Below are 15,086 nucleotides of genomic sequence, written 5' to 3'. Positions count from 1 at the left end.
AATAAAAGCGATTTAGCTGACCCAGACATTACCGCCGCTTGGCAAGTTCACTTCGAGCAAGAACAGGGGGTTAAAGCGATTCCCTTATGCACACTGCAAGGCAACCAAACTCAAGACCTACTAACACTATGTCGTAGTATGCTGCCCCATAAAGGGGGCGTAGATAAGCCGATTCACACCATGATATGTGGCATTCCCAACGTCGGTAAATCTACCTTGATCAACGCCCTAGCCGGTCGACAAATTGCTAAAACCGGTAACGAACCAGCGGTCACTAAAGCTCAACAGCGGATCCGTCTAGAGGGTAATATTATTCTGTCGGATACTCCGGGAATTTTATGGCCTAAATTCGACAACGTAGCCAGCGGCTATCGCCTAGCGGCCACTGGCGCTGTCAAAGACACCGCGATGGACTACGATGATGTAGCTGCATTTGCTTGTGAATACCTACTGCAGGCCTACCCAGAAGCGTTGAAACAACGCTATAAGCTAGAACAACTTCCTGAGTCTGAAATTGTATTAATGGAAGAAATAGGCCGACGACGTGGTTGTTTGGTGCGTGGTGGACAAGTCGATTATGTAAAAGCCGCCACCATTATTCTTAATGAGTTACGCGACGCCACCATTGGTAGAATAAGCCTAGAAACCCCTGCGATGGTGGCTATTGAAAAAATCGAAACCGAAAAGCTGGTGGCTGAAAAAGAAGAAAAGAAAAAATTAATTGCCGAACTGCAGAAAAACAAGAAACGCCGCCGACGCTAACAGCTGTCTTATAACAAGCTAGTTACAAAAACACCACGCAAGCGTGGTGTTGTTATTTTCACTGAACGGGCTGCCAGTTTACTCGGTAATATAAGCGATAGCCGCTTTAAGTTCGTCTTCACTACAGTCGCCACAAGTACCTTTGGCGGGCATCAAACCATTGTTGAAACCATTCCAAGCGTGGTCAAACAATACATCCATACCTTGAGCAATACGCGGTGCCCAAGCATCGGCATCGCCTTTCTTAGGAGCGCCAGAAACACCAGTGCTATGACAAGCGGTACAGTAGGTATTGTAGATGGTTTCGCCATCTCTAGGTCCGCTGCTAGCGGCAGGAGCTTTAGCCACTTCGAGTTCACCATCTAGGTACACTTCACCCACCGGTTTGATACGTTCGATAATCGCTTCATCCGACATATCGGCCGCGAAGGCTTGTGGCATAATGCTTAAACAAACAGACAGTACTAGTGTTTTCCAGTTCAAAAGCTTCACCCTTATTCTCTCCTCATCGTGCCTACTGACTGCAGTATTAGGCATCCTTGTCATTATTGGCAAAATTATACCCGCTATTACTCTGAGGTTAAACCATTGTAAAAACGATTGTTAGTTTCTGATCGCAAGCGGTTCGCTAACTCGGATTTTTTAGTATATCTCGCCAAGGTAATTGTGGGTCGCCTAAGGAAATAAAATTTGGGTTTTCCAAGGACTCACGCTGGTTGTAGCTTAAGCTGCGCAAATGCAGATCTTTTAAGCTGCCGCCGGCTTCTTGCAAAATAATCTGCGGAGCCCCGGTATCCCATTCACCAGTGGGGCCTACCCGAATGTAACAATCGGCTGCCCCTTCCGCCACCATGCAACTTTTTAAACTAGCACTACCCATGGGATACAACTTGTAGTGATAGTCACAATTAAGTATTGCTTGTAGCAAGGCTGGTCGTTGTACTCTGCTAGTGGCTACCCTGATGTGCTCCGGTCGCTGCGGATAATGGCGACTCTTGATAACCTTGCGCTCGCCATTTTGCTCTTTAAATGCGCCTTGCCCTTTAACCGCCGCATACAAAATTTGTACGATGGGCCCATATACCACGCCCAATACCGGTTGGTTGTTCTGCACTAAGGCGATTTCAGTAGCGAAGTCGCCACTGCCCGACACAAATTCTTGGGTGCCATCTAAAGGGTCAACCAACCAATAAGTTTGCCAAGCTTCGCGTTCGGCCAAACTGATGTCGGCTTGCTCTTCAGACAAGATGGGGATTTCGGGCGTAAGCTTAGTTAGCGCATCCATGATGTAATTATGGGCGGCATAATCGGCAGAGGTAACTGGCGTGGAGTCATCTTTGACTTCCTCAACAAAATCACCTTTTTGGTAAATGTTTCGAATGATATCACCAGCACCTCGGGCGATATCTATCACTTGCGGCAACACACTAGCAGGGTCCAACATGCTATTTTTTTCTCACTTTGTTTTGCTTCAACCACTTTTCTAATAACAGTAACGAAGCCACACTACGAGCTTCGCTGAAATCTTTACGCGTGTATAAGGCTTCGATGTCGTTCAGCGGCCACTTAATAATTTCTAGAGGCTCGGGCTCGTCACCTTCAAGTACACTGGGCAATAAATCATGGGCGACAAATACCGACATATGGCTAGAAAAATACCCGGGAGCAACGCTAAGTTCAGTCAGCAATTGTAAGTCTTGCGCCTTCAGCCCCACTTCTTCTTGTAGCTCACGGTTCGCCGCTTGCAGCGGCGTTTCACCTGAGTCAATTAAGCCTTTTACAAAGCCTAGCTCATAACGCTCTGTTCCGGCGGCATATTCGCTGATGAGTAATAACTGATTGTCTTCGGTAATCGGCAATACCATTACCGCACCACGGCCAGCACCAACTAGGCGTTCATAGATCCGCGTTTCACCATTGCTGAATTCTAGATGCAGGGCTTCAATTTTAAAAAAGCGGCTCTCGGCTACAATGTTAGTGTCTAGAACTCGAGGCGGATGATGCTTGCTCATCGATCTTCCTGCTATGATTAAGTTAAGCTCATTGTTACATTGCTGTTAGACTCACTCAAGGATTAGCAAGCAAGAATGTTTGACTGGAATAAAATAGACACGGTTTTACTGGACATGGATGGCACCCTGCTGGATTTGCATTACGATAACTATTTTTGGATGCATTACCTACCCATCACCTATGCTCATCAAAACAACCTCAGTTTAGAAGAAGCCAAACAACGGCTATTTGCCGATTACGAAACCGTTGCGGGTACCTTGGATTGGTATTGCTTGGATTATTGGAGCAATAAAACCAACATTGATATTCGTCAGTTAAAAACCGAGGTTGAACACAAGATCCAATGGCGAGATGACGTAAAACCCTTTCTCGAAGCGTTAGCTGCCTCCTCCAAACAACGAGTCTTACTCACCAATTGCCACCCTGATGGTTTGGCTACAAAAATCAAAGTAACGGGTTTGGATCGCTATTTAGATAAGGTGTTTAGCACTCACCAATTTGGTTATCCCAAGGAAGATCCGCGGCTTTGGCAAGCCTTAATCGAGCACCACCCTTTTGCGCCAGAGCGAACCTTATTTATTGACGACAATGAGAAGCTACTACAACAGGCTGCCCACTTTGGTATTAAATACTTATTGGGAGTGAATAACCCCGATTCACAGCAAGCCAGTAAAACCTTTACTCACTTTCCTGCTATTGATGATTACCAGCACTTCACCAAACAGTTAATCCAATAAAAAAGCCAGCGAATGCTGGCTTGTCTCTTACAGAGCTAAACGCCCTTGTTGCTTAAAGCGGTAAAACCCTTGAGGATCAGGACGGCCAATGTATTTCAAATTATCACTGATAGTTTTAGGCATGTCTGCGGCGGCTTTAATCTTACCTTCGGCGCTCCAACGCGACTGATTTACCGAAGCCAGCAACTCTAAAGCCACTTGCTGATCGCTATGTTTAAGCTCAAAGGTAGGTTCGCCATCTTGACAACTTAGTTGACCCTTAACATCGTCCAAACGTAATACCCCCAGCGGGGTTTGTAATACTGGCGCGAACCAGTTTAGCTGTCCTTGCAATTGCTGACACCAAGGTTCTCCTTGGTTTAACTGCTGCAATTGTAACTGAACATCCCCTTCCACCACTGCCGGAACAGGTAAGGGATATTGCTTAGTTAACCATGAGGCTGGCGCATCCACTTGCCAATCTTTTAAATACCAACCAGAAAAGCTTAAGCCTGCCAAACCGCTACCCAATAACTGCTTGCCACTGGCAAATTCTACCTCAGCTTGTACTCGCCCGAGAAACAAAGCACTGACGTGAAAATCCCAGCTCAGCTGATTTAGCTGTAATTGTGGGGTGCTAAGCGTCGCTACTCGGCCTTGCCAAATTGTGCCGCTGGGCTGTTCTAGACTAATACCTCTAGGTAGATTGACCCAATTCAGCACCACCGCCAAGGGCGTAGTAGCCACTAAACTGACTACATAGACTACGATAAACAGCAGCGCTAAACCAATATACTTCTTCATTCTGCTTTACCTAAACGCAAACGGCGCACTCCAACGATGCCTTGTTGTTTCCCTTCACTTAAATCTACATGCTGTACGATGATGCCATAATGTTGGCTGAGCATTTTTAGCCACGCCATTAATTGATTGAAGGGCACGCTTTCAATCCACAGCTCCACTTCTTCACCTTGCGGTTGAATACGGCTAATGGTGATCCGTTGCTGACGGGCACTACTACTGACCGCCTGACTCACATTCACTTGAGTATCAACTTGAGTATTACCGCCACTAGCTATCAGTAACGAACCTTGTTGCTGAGCCCACTGCAGCGTTTGCTGCTGATTTAACAGGCGCTGCTGGGCTTGCTGATTGGCATTACTTAGCGGCAACCATAGCCCCCAGTAAAGCAGCCCAATAGCCACCAACAAAGCGGCAATGCTAACTAAGTTTTGCTCTCTTTTATTTAAACTTTGCCACCACTGCTTCATGATGCCTTCCTTATTACCAAGGTGCCCACTACCGCACCTTCTTTATTACTTAAGGTACCTTGCTCTGTTTCATAGGGCTGAACTGCTTGTTTGAATTTTTCAAAACTTTGAAAACTTTTGGCCTGAGCCTGTAAGCGAATTTCCCCTTTCTGATGGTCGTAACGCAGGCTCAGCGGAGCAAAATCGCGCTCCTGCTCAAAAGCCCCAGCCAAGTGCACCATCATCGCCACAAAATCTTGTTGCGGCGCGGCATCAAGCTCGGCCAAAGCGCGCCGAAAGTCTCGGCGAATACTGCTGTCTCTGACTCGGCTAACCTGCGGGAAGACCTTCTTATAAACCTCGCGAATATTATCTTGCACCTCGGCAATTTGCTGCTCTGTTTTATGTGTTTCAATCGCTTGCTGAGCGAGCGCTAAGACAAAACACACGGCAGCCGCCACCGCCACCTTGCGCCACTGCTGCCAAATTTTTGCTAAAGGATTACTCGGCGCATAGCGCCCTTGCAAAAGATTAACAGGGTTCTTTTTCAAGCCATCACTGAGTAACTTCATGGCTAGCTCGGGTGAAGCGGGCAGCCATTGCAAATGCTCTAAATCAATCTCCGGTGCCGGGCTGTAGTGCTGTATCACCAACTCGGGATAGTCTTTAGCCAACAGCCTTAAAGCGGTAGCCAACCATGGCTGGTCGAGATTCATCACTTTGCCATCAGCAAAACGCAGTAGCCATTGCTGATTAAGCTGGATCGCGGAGGCCTGATCTACTTCAGGTTGCGGCAAACATAGGCTATCAATCGTCCAGTAGTGACAATTAATACCCGCGGTTTGCAACATATCTTGCCAGCTTGCCATTTGTTGATGGCTAATACAGGCAAGTTCTAAAGTGTCTTTATCTTTGCCTAGTAATACGATGTGCAGTTCGTCGGGATCTTGAGCCAATTGCTCTTCCAACATGAACGGCGCTACCTGCTGCCAAGAACGCTGCGCTGAACGGGGTAAGCTAACACGATGTTGGGCAACATCACTGGCGGGCAGCAAAGTAATCACTCTACGTTGCTCGGCCTTTTCCTGTAACAAGCCCAATTCGGCAGTACTGGCGAGTTCTCCGGTGGCAATGACTTCCTGCTCACTGTCTGACCAGACCAGCCAATTCACACTTCCCTTAGCATTGCTAGGAAGCCGAATGATAAGTTGTTCGTTCACGGTTGGTCTCCATAAGAGCGTCGAATGACTTGTAAGTCAGAAGTTCCGCTGCGCTTAAACACGCTGCTCATTTGTGCTTGTCCTTGTTCATTTTCTACTAACAGCTGCGCTTTAAAGTAATTTGAGCGCAACGCTAAAGTCTGCTTTAACCCGGTTTGTGTCAGAGGAATACCCGACAAGGCCGGATGCGTCATCATCTCATCTAACAAACGATACCCTTCATCGGGACGGTCATTCAAGACCTGCTGTGCCCCAGTGTTATCCAGATCTGGATAAAACAAGGCTTCCAATAGCTGCGGCTGGTCTAGCGCTATGGTATTCACATTTACCGCCAAATTAGACTCCGGCAAGGTGCAAATAAAAGGCTCAACCCGGCGATAAATAGCGGCACTAACACCATACACGGCACGAAATTCACTGCGGTCTGCCATCGGCATATTAGCCGGCAAATAAGGCGGATTTAAGCTCTCGTAAACACTGTCTTCGGCACCTTGCGGCTGAGGAATAGTGTCGGCATCAATCCAATCACGAGTGGCATCGGTAATTTGCTCAGCACTATAGGCATCCACCCCTAAAGCCACCAGCAAACCAATAAACTGATCCACCACTTTGGGTGGTTGGCCATCGCGACGATTAGGCTGACCTAAAGCGTTTAAATTAAAACAGGCTTGCATATCGATAATGCGCCCTTTAATCAACGAGTCTTCCACCGGGAACACCATGCCTTCGGTGGCCCAATACTGGCCAAGATGTACTCGATCATCATCTTCAAGATCTTGCTTGATCACCTTCATGGCAAAGGCCTCGGCCCCCAAAAGTAACCAATTGCCACGCATCGACTGCTGAAGGTTGTTGGCTCGCGCCAAATCTAGCTGCAAACGCTGGCTAAACTGAGCGGCCACCACCACCATTACCGCCAAGATCAGCATCACCGTTAATAACGCAACGCCTGTTTGCTTGTGCAAAGAACAACCCGCGCGCATCAATTACCCTCCGGATTAGGCTGACTACCAGAGCTGTTACTGCTTCCCGAGTTATTGCCACTTCCAGAACTGTTACCGTTGCGGCTACCGTCTTGGTTAGTATTGCGGTTAACATCTTCTTGTGCCTGACTGGCCACCGCAGCTCGACTACCTTGCGGGGTTAAAAACACCCGCCGTAGTTTACCGAAATCACGTTGTAGCAAAGTGACTTCTACACCGCGAGGTAGCTGGTTAGTGTCTGACACTTGGTCGCTCCAACCTCGGGTACCATGAAACCTAAAACTAAGCTCTTCTACCCCGTCTAATAACACCATATCGCGTGGCTGATAACCCACTACGGCATCAGGATAACGGTAAAAACGCTTAATCAATTGTTCGTCTTTGACTAAGTAGGCGACCCGCTGTAACTGTGAGCGCCGTAATACCGCTTGCGGATTACGCCAGCCCGATACCAGCATTTCCAAACCCATGTCATCACTTTCTAAGTAATACTTTTCGGCGCGTAATAAAGGGCGCTGCTCACCAGTTTCATCTCGTACCGATCGCGCCGCCATTTGGCTAAAGTCGCGCTGCATAATAAACATAGCGCGCTGCAACTGACGCAGCTTTTCTCCATGCTGTTGTGATACTTCATCGCTGCGCATCACCCCTTGTAATACTTGATAAGCCGCCATAGTCAACAAGGCAAAAATAACAATTGCCACCAGCATTTCGAGTAAAGTAAAACCGCGCTGTTTCATTAGCGGCTCACATAACTGGTGACTTCGGCCAAGGCCGACTTTTCTTGTTCATCGCGATACACCGTAATGGTGACAGCAACAAAATTAGGATCGGCAGTGGCAATGCCTTGAGAGCGCCAATGCCATTCATGATCGCCAAATTCAGCCGTTCCCTTGCGACTAGCGGTACCCGGCCAGGTATTGCTAAGCAGCAATTCGGCCATTTGGTTATCGGCCACCCACAACGCAAACGACTTTTCTTGAATATAATTTAAACTGCGCAGATTCTCCGAAGCGCTTTTCATCACCGCGGTGCCAGCAATGGCTAATACCGCCAAGGCTACCATCACTTCTAGCAAGGTCATGCCGCGTTGCTTATTCATTCAACCGCTTCCCTGCTTATTGCCAACTGACCAAGGTCATCGCTGGCTACCTGCCAAAAATACTGACTATTTTCATAAACGAAACCCAGTTTAAAAGGCGTCACTTCTCCACTACTCAGCACCAGCACCTGCGGCACAATAGTCTGCTCAGGTTCATCGGTGATGAAGTCTTTTTCAAACAAATCACCTTCGGTAAAACCCAAACGACCACTACCAAAGCCCTGTTCTTCGAGTTCGGCATCTTCCAATGTCAATTCTAAGTAGTAGGGAGATTCAAAGTTTTGCTGCTGAAAGATGCGATTATTTAGTGCCACCCAGCGCTGTTTTTCCATACGCACAAACTGGTAACTCTCGGCATCACTAAACAGGCCGTAATCGTAGCCAGTTAGCAGTGCTCGTTCTTGGGCATATTGCACTAAGGCCGCTAAGCGCTTAGCTTGTTGCTCTACAATTTTCTGCTCACTGGTGCCACTCACCGACATCACGACCGAGTAAATACCAATCGACATCAGCAACAATACCAAAATCACTTCCAGCAAGGTAAAACCTTGCTGGCGCGAACGTAAGACAGGTGACAAGCTAGTCAACTTACTGGTCTAGGTTCCAGTTACCGATATCATCGGCGGTGCCTTCTTCACCATCTAGGCCGGCACTGAAAATATCAATACGGCCTTTTTCTCCAGGACTAATTAGGATGTAATCGTTGCCCCATGGGTCTTTTTGCAGACGACGCAAATAACCATCTTCAGGGTAGTTACGTGGCTCTGGGCTGGAAGTAGGCTTGGTCACCAAGGCTTCTAGGCCTTGTTCGGTGGTAGGGTAACGAGAGTTGTCCAAACGATACATATCTAAAGCGTTTTCCAAGGCTACAATATCGGTTTTGGCTTTTTGAATATCGGCTTTTTCTTTGTTTCCTAGTAGGTTAGGTACCACCAACCCCGCGAGGATCCCTAAAATAACAATCACCACCATCACTTCTAGCAAGGTGAAACCTCGGCTAGTTGCTTGAGTGTGCATCGATTTTTGCATTTTACTTACTCCAAAATACCGGTAAGGCCTAAAGCCCAACCATGTTATTAAGTTCCAAAATAGGCAATAGAATTGCCATTACGATAAATAGCACGACCCCAGCCATGGTCACGATCAAGGCTGGCTCGAATATCCCTAATGCTATGTTTACTTGAGTTTCAAATTGACGGTCCTGATTATCAGCAGCCCGCTCAAGCATATTTTCTAGTTCACCAGAGCGTTCACCACTGGCAATCATGTGTAGCATCATCGGTGGAAACAACTGGGTTGCCTCCAACGACGAATGTAAACTGCCGCCCTCTCTCACTTTGGAGGCGGCTTCGAGCACTTGAGCCCGCGCGTAATCATTAGTTAATACCTCGCCCGCAATGCCCATGCCTTCTAACAGCGGCACGGCACTGGCATTTAAAATACTTAAGGTACGTGCAAAACGGGCGGTGTTTAAGCCCTTACTTACCTTGCCGAGTACCGGCAGACTTAAGATGCGCTGGTGCCACTTCATCCGAATAGTGTCTTTTTGCAATAGCCGCTGCCAAATCACCAGCGCTAACATGACGGTAATAAGGAAAAATAAGCCGTAGTGACTGACCAGTTCACTCAGCGCAATCAAGAACTGTGTCGCCCCGGGTAGTTCCTGGCCCATGTGTTCAAATTGAGCCACCACCTTGGGCACCACCGAGACCAGTAAAATCGCGATCACCGCTAAACAAACAAAAGTTAATACAGCAGGATAGATCAAGGCCTGCATGGTTTTCATCCGCATCGCCTGGCGCTGCTCGGTATAGTCGGCTAAACGATCTAATACCTTATCGAGATGGCCTGACTTTTCCCCTGCCGCCACCATCGCACAATACAGTTTCTCAAACACCTCTGGGAAATCTTTCATGCTGTCGGCGAGGCTATAACCCTCTACAACTTTGGAACGCACCCCTAAAACGATACTTTTGAGCTTGGCCTTGTCGCACTGCTGCGCCACAGCCTTCAATGATTCTTCAATTGGCATAGCGGCGGCCACCAGCGTAGCCAATTGGCGAGTTAACAAGGCAAGATCAGCAGTACTCACTTTGCTTTTGAAGCGCAAGCCCGAGCCAGATTGTTTAGTTCGCTCGGCGACCTGCTCGATTTTTAGTGGGGTAAGCCCTTGCTCACGTAGATAAGCTCGCACTTGGCGCGCGGTATCGGCTTCGTGAACTCCGTTAGACTTCTTCCCTTTATGATTAAAGGCTTGATATTCAAATGCCGGCATGACGCTTACTATCCTTCGCGAGTCACTCGCAATACTTCTTCTAGGCTAGTGATGCCCTGTAATACCTTGTCTACCCCGTCTTGACGAATACTGGGACAGGATGCGCGAACCACATGCTCAATCTCTTGCTCACTACTGCCAGCATGGATCATGTCTCGCACCTGATCGTTAATCGGTAGCAATTCATGAATACCGGTACGACCGCGATAGCCAGTATGGTTACAGTGTTCACATCCTACCGGGCGGTAAACAGTAGCATCTTTAGCAATGCCCAAGAGCTGATGCTCACGCTCACTCACCACGTGTGCCTCTCGGCACTCAGTGCACAAGGTTCTTACCAAACGCTGCGCCAACACGGCCAGCAAACTTGAGGATAACAGGAAGGGTTCTACCCCCATATCACGCAAACGAGTGACCGAGCCAATCGCGGTATTAGTATGCAAGGTAGATAATACTAAGTGACCCGTTAAACTGGCTTGCACCGCAATTTGCGCCGTTTCTAAGTCTCGGATCTCACCAATCATCACCACATCTGGGTCTTGACGCAAAATCGCCCGTAGACCACGAGCAAAGGTCATATCCACTTTGGTATTAACCTGAGTTTGGCCAATGCCTTCGATGTTATATTCTATCGGGTCTTCCACGGTAAGGATGTTACGATCCTTACTGTTAATTTCGCTCAAACCGGCATACAAGGTGGTACTTTTACCGGAACCCGTCGGGCCAGTAACTAAAATAATCCCATGGGGCTTTTTCAGTAGCTCACTAATCACTTCACGGTGCGGCTCCATTAAACCCAAATTAGCGAGGTTTAAACGCGCGTTATTCTTATCTAATAAACGCAATACCACTCGTTCACCATGACTCGATGGCATGGTAGAGACCCGCACATCCACCGCTCGACCGGCAATCCGTAAGGAAATACGGCCATCTTGGGGCACCCGTTTTTCGGCAATATCGAGGCGCGCCATAACTTTGATCCGCGACACTAGCAAAGCCGCTAGCTTACGATGGGGGCGGAGAATTTCCCTTAATACGCCGTCGATGCGAAAACGAATCACCAAGGCGGCTTCAAAGGTTTCGATATGAATATCACTGGCACCTTCTTTAATCGCCTCACCTAGCATGGCATTAATCAACTTAATAATCGGTGCATCATCTTCGCTCTCTAGCAGGTCTTCATTTTCCGGCAGTTCTTCAGCTAGAGTATAGAAGTCCATGTCGTTGCCAATATCTTCCATTAACTGGCGAGCCTGAGAGGAATCACGCTGATAAGCTTCCGTAAGGTACTGTTCGAACTCCTCATCGGATAAGGCTTGGCAGCTAAATTCTTGTTGCAGAATACGGCGAATTTCCAATAAGGCTGCCAACTCGAGTTTGGAGTTATGGTAAACCAGCCATGTGTCCTGCCGCTTCTCTAACATAACGCCATAGTGCTTGGCGAACATATAAGGTAATTGCCAGCCCTGAATACTCTCTAAGTGAGGCGTATCTGATGCCAGCGCCTTTTGGTCTTCTAATACGCTTAGTTCAGCCTCTAAGTCCATTATTCAGCACTCACTGCTTGCTCTGATTCAGCCACCTGCTGGTTTTTCTTGGCCTTTTTCTCTTCCAAGTAATCAAGATACTCTTGCAATTCAGGAGAAACATCGTCCAAAGAATTAAACTCTGGCAACAGTGGCACTTTAGTTTCAGGCATTAAATTCACGCCCAGTTCTTCACGTAACAATTGCTGAGCACGAATTTGGCTATATTTACGCGAACTGACGCTTTGCATGGTCAACGAATCACGAATAATGGTAGGGCGAATGAAAATCATCAAGTTACGCTTAGTTTTGCGAGAGCTACTAGAACGGAACAAGTGGCCCAGCACGGGAATATCCCCCAACAACGGTACTTTAGACTCACTCTCTTCAATTTGGTCATCCAGCAAGCCTCCCAGAATAATGGTATCGCCGCTATCCACTAGCACCGTGGTTTGCAATTGGCGCTTAGCAAAGACAACGTCTACCGAGGTTTGCCCTTGAACTTTAGACACCTCTTGTTCAATGGTAAGCTGTACCGCATCACCTTCGTTAATTTGTGGCGTCACTTTTAGCTTAATCCCCACCTCTTTACGGTCTACCGTAGTAAAGGGATTGTCGTTATTGCTGCCCGAGGCTGAACCAGTCAATACCGGCACTTCTTCACCCACGGTGAAAAAAGCCTCTTTATTATCTAAAGTGGTAATAGATGGTGTTGCCAGTAAGTTCGAGCGAGAATCACTAGCAGCGGCTTGAATCAAGGCGCCCCAATCGGCACCATAAAAGCCAAAGGCGGCGCCAGACACTTTCGCCAAGGCGCTGGCCAAGCCGGAAATATCTCCCGGAGTTTCAGGGTTGACGGTACACGTTTCACCAGTACACACGGTGGAACCATCGGTTGGCTGGGCATTGTAGATGCCGGCACCAATTTCACTGATGGATACACCCACATCATTAAACTGTGTGCCACCGGCTTTAGTCGCCCATTGCACCCCAAGGCTTATTCCGTCACCCTCGGCCACTTCAACAATGATGGCTTCAACGTTGACTTGAGCGCGGCGAATATCCAATTGGCTAATCACCCCTTCGAGGGTACGCATGGCATCTGGCTGGGCAGTAATAACCAAGGCATTGGTATCTTCGTGGGCCTCGATCGAGAAGTTACCACGCGCCGAGGCACCGCCCGACTTCTTGCTACCGCCAGCGGCTTCGGCAACAACGGTTTCACTGACCCCTTTTAACACACTCACTAGATCTTCGGCTTTAGCATACTTCAAGTAAAATACTCGAGTATTACCGTAGGTTTCTAATTCACTATCTAATTTAGCGACCAAACGAGCAATGCGTTCGCGAGCGCTTGGTTCCCCAGAAACAATCACGCTATTGGTGCGCTCGTCGGCAACCACTTTAGGCACCAAGGAACTAGCCGCCCCAGTCTTGGCGGCACCAGCGTTAGTCAGCGATTCGATGATTCTGACTAACTCACCGGCAGAGGCAAACTTCAGCCGCACAATATCCACTTCTTGGTCACCGGCTTTATCCACTCGGCGAATAATTTCCACTAGGCGATTCACCACCGCCGCGCGGCCAGTGAGCATAATTACATTGGAAGGATCGTAGTGCACCACATTGCCGCCACCAGCATTATCATTCAGCTGGCGTAATAACGGGGCTAACTCACGCACCGATACATTAAGCACCGGCACCACTCGAGTGACCATTTCATCACCCAAAGCTTGCTCGTCTCGATCTACCACCGGAATAGCCCCAGCTTTAGCATCTTTAGCACGCACCACCTTGGTGACGCCATTGGGCATATCAATTACCGCGAAGCCATAAACATCTAACACACTGAGGAAAAACTGATAATACTGCTCTTCATTCAATAAATCGTAACTACGAACATTGACCTTGCCCCGCACCGCAGGGTCAACAATCATAGTTTTATTAAGATTACGCCCTACCGTGGTAATAAACTCACTAATGTCTGCGCCTTTAAAATTCGCCGAAAACTCGGTAGCACTGACAGCAGTACAAAGGCCTAGCCCTAAAAGACCAATCAGGCTATGTCGAACTAAGCGTAATGCTTGCAACTTCATGTAAAAAAATCTCCGGTACTATTCTTCAGGCAGGCTAAATAACACATCCTGCAATTGTCCATCACGCTCAACGGTTACTGTAACATCGTTCAGCTCGGGCAATTCTTGCATTACTTGCATGGCTTGCGCATTATCACGCAAATCATATCCGTTAAGGGCTATCGCTAAATCATTAGCTTGTAAGCCCACTTGTTGAAATAAGGCCGCATCTTTGCCGGGGTTCACTCGATACCCTACCAATTCGCCATCGTCGCGAACGGGTGTTATGCGGATATAGTCGGTTAACTTGGAAGGGTCTTTGAGTACTTCGCCAACATCTATTTCCGCTGCGGCTTGAGACGCAGAACCGGAGCGCTCTACATTGACAGAACTTGAGCTTGCTGATTGTTTACCCTCAGGATCGAGCAATACACTCTCATACTTTCCTTTATGCAATATGATAATACGCTCGCTTTGAATTTCTTTTATGACAGCTTGAGTACCTTCAATCGACTCATCAATACCATAAGTTTGCTGCTTACCGCGATGCTCAACAATAGCCAAGGCTTTTGATTGATCGCTACTGGCCACCAAACCAGACAGAGTTAGCTTCAAGTTTGTTTTGGGAGCATTGTTGGCAGAGACGATTTTTTCTGGCGTCTTCGTGGTCTTGTTAGCTTGAAACTCACCGAATAAATGCAGCTTGTTTAAACTACTCAAGTCAATTTTTGTGGCTATACTTGAGACTTGTACGGGCTCAGGAACCCAGTTAAAAGTCGGCTTGTCTTCAGGCACTAGCAACCAAGTGATCGATGCAAGCTGATAAGCAGCAAACCCTAACAATAACAAAGACAGCCAAAGGCTACTTTTTTGCAAGGGAAGAACCCGTACGAGTTGAGTAGAAAAAGATTTAATGTCCATTTATTCGCTATAATACATCGATCATCGAGACCCGATTATCGGGCTTCCTTATGAAAAAACTATGGCAACTCGCAGGAAACCAAAGGTTATTCATTCTAAAGAGAGTTAAGCGCAGAACAAGTGTTGAAAGTGTAAAAATTGCGTTTTCTTGCAAATTTAAAAGTTTTTTATGGTCAATCACCTCAATCTCAAGCGTAGCGACGTGCTCTAAAGCTGATATAATTTAATCGTTACTCATAATAC

General features: G+C 47.6%; 17 protein-coding genes. 2 read left to right on the top strand and 15 right to left on the bottom strand.

Annotated features, from left to right (window positions below):
• On the top strand, positions 1-762 hold a 762-nt coding region (ylqF, locus tag ACQY6Q_RS10340), incomplete at its 5' end, for a ribosome biogenesis GTPase YlqF (protein ID WP_427981051.1).
• Positions 763-840: 78 nt separating this feature from the next.
• Here ylqF and ACQY6Q_RS10335 read toward each other — a convergent pair.
• The 3 genes from ACQY6Q_RS10335 to nudE form a co-directional block, all read right to left on the bottom strand.
• On the bottom strand, positions 841-1,254 hold the full coding sequence (locus ACQY6Q_RS10335; protein ID WP_427981048.1) for a c-type cytochrome: 414 nt from the start codon (positions 1,252-1,254) through the stop codon (positions 841-843).
• Positions 1,255-1,390: 136 nt separating this feature from the next.
• The gene (cysQ, locus tag ACQY6Q_RS10330) at positions 1,391-2,203 is read right to left on the bottom strand and encodes a 3'(2'),5'-bisphosphate nucleotidase CysQ (protein WP_427981054.1); all 813 of its coding nucleotides are present in this window, start codon (positions 2,201-2,203) and stop codon (positions 1,391-1,393) included.
• A gap of 4 nt (positions 2,204-2,207) precedes the next feature.
• Positions 2,208-2,774 (bottom strand): ADP compounds hydrolase NudE, encoded by a 567-nt coding sequence (gene nudE, locus ACQY6Q_RS10325; RefSeq protein WP_427981045.1) that lies wholly within the window; start codon positions 2,772-2,774, stop codon positions 2,208-2,210.
• 75 nt (positions 2,775-2,849) lie between these two features.
• On the opposite strand from nudE, the gene yrfG reads away from it, so the two are divergent.
• Positions 2,850-3,512, top strand: a complete 663-nt coding sequence (yrfG, locus tag ACQY6Q_RS10320) for a GMP/IMP nucleotidase (RefSeq protein WP_427981042.1) — start codon at positions 2,850-2,852, stop codon at positions 3,510-3,512.
• A gap of 27 nt (positions 3,513-3,539) precedes the next feature.
• Here yrfG and ACQY6Q_RS10315 read toward each other — a convergent pair whose 3' ends face one another.
• The 12 genes from ACQY6Q_RS10315 to gspC are packed head-to-tail and all read right to left on the bottom strand — an operon-like array spanning position 3,540 to position 14,843.
• The gene (locus ACQY6Q_RS10315) at positions 3,540-4,295 is read right to left on the bottom strand and encodes a type II secretion system protein N (protein WP_427981039.1); all 756 of its coding nucleotides are present in this window, start codon (positions 4,293-4,295) and stop codon (positions 3,540-3,542) included.
• Positions 4,292-4,762, bottom strand: a complete 471-nt coding sequence (gspM, locus tag ACQY6Q_RS10310) for a type II secretion system protein GspM (protein WP_427981036.1) — start codon at positions 4,760-4,762, stop codon at positions 4,292-4,294. Before gspM ends, ACQY6Q_RS10315 begins: the two co-directional genes overlap by 4 nt.
• A complete protein-coding gene (gene gspL / locus ACQY6Q_RS10305) occupies positions 4,759-5,961 on the bottom strand; it encodes a type II secretion system protein GspL (RefSeq protein WP_427981033.1) in 1,203 nt (400 codons plus the stop codon). Before gspL ends, gspM begins: the two co-directional genes overlap by 4 nt.
• Positions 5,958-6,944, bottom strand: a complete 987-nt coding sequence (gene gspK / locus ACQY6Q_RS10300) for a type II secretion system minor pseudopilin GspK (protein ID WP_427981030.1) — start codon at positions 6,942-6,944, stop codon at positions 5,958-5,960. The genes gspL and gspK overlap by 4 nt, the downstream gene beginning before the upstream one ends.
• Entirely contained in the window at positions 6,944-7,684 is a 741-nt protein-coding gene (gene gspJ / locus ACQY6Q_RS10295) for a type II secretion system minor pseudopilin GspJ (protein WP_427981027.1), read from the bottom strand. The genes gspK and gspJ overlap by 1 nt, the downstream gene beginning before the upstream one ends.
• A complete protein-coding gene (gene gspI, locus ACQY6Q_RS10290) occupies positions 7,684-8,046 on the bottom strand; it encodes a type II secretion system minor pseudopilin GspI (RefSeq protein ID WP_427981024.1) in 363 nt (120 codons plus the stop codon). The genes gspJ and gspI overlap by 1 nt, the downstream gene beginning before the upstream one ends.
• Positions 8,043-8,624: a type II secretion system minor pseudopilin GspH gene (gene gspH / locus ACQY6Q_RS10285; RefSeq protein WP_427981021.1), complete on the bottom strand. Its 582-nt coding sequence runs from the start codon at positions 8,622-8,624 to the stop codon at positions 8,043-8,045. Before gspH ends, gspI begins: the two co-directional genes overlap by 4 nt.
• Positions 8,625-8,634: 10 nt before the next feature.
• Positions 8,635-9,075 (bottom strand): type II secretion system major pseudopilin GspG, encoded by a 441-nt coding sequence (gene gspG / locus ACQY6Q_RS10280; protein WP_427981018.1) that lies wholly within the window; start codon positions 9,073-9,075, stop codon positions 8,635-8,637.
• 28 nt (positions 9,076-9,103) lie between these two features.
• Positions 9,104-10,321, bottom strand: coding sequence for a type II secretion system inner membrane protein GspF (gene gspF / locus ACQY6Q_RS10275; RefSeq protein WP_427981015.1), 1,218 nt, complete (start codon positions 10,319-10,321; stop codon positions 9,104-9,106).
• Between the two features lie 8 nt (positions 10,322-10,329).
• A complete protein-coding gene (gspE, locus tag ACQY6Q_RS10270) occupies positions 10,330-11,868 on the bottom strand; it encodes a type II secretion system ATPase GspE (protein WP_427981012.1) in 1,539 nt (512 codons plus the stop codon).
• A complete protein-coding gene (gene gspD, locus ACQY6Q_RS10265) occupies positions 11,868-13,943 on the bottom strand; it encodes a type II secretion system secretin GspD (RefSeq protein WP_427981009.1) in 2,076 nt (691 codons plus the stop codon). The genes gspE and gspD overlap by 1 nt, the downstream gene beginning before the upstream one ends.
• A gap of 18 nt (positions 13,944-13,961) precedes the next feature.
• Positions 13,962-14,843 (bottom strand): type II secretion system protein GspC, encoded by an 882-nt coding sequence (gene gspC / locus ACQY6Q_RS10260; RefSeq protein ID WP_427981006.1) that lies wholly within the window; start codon positions 14,841-14,843, stop codon positions 13,962-13,964.
• Positions 14,844-15,086: the final 243 nt, after the last annotated feature.

The sequence above is a fragment of the Agarivorans sp. genome (assembly GCF_050295395.1).
Taxonomy (GTDB): domain Bacteria; phylum Pseudomonadota; class Gammaproteobacteria; order Enterobacterales; family Celerinatantimonadaceae; genus Agarivorans.
This window is presented reverse-complemented; position numbering and strand designations above follow the sequence as displayed.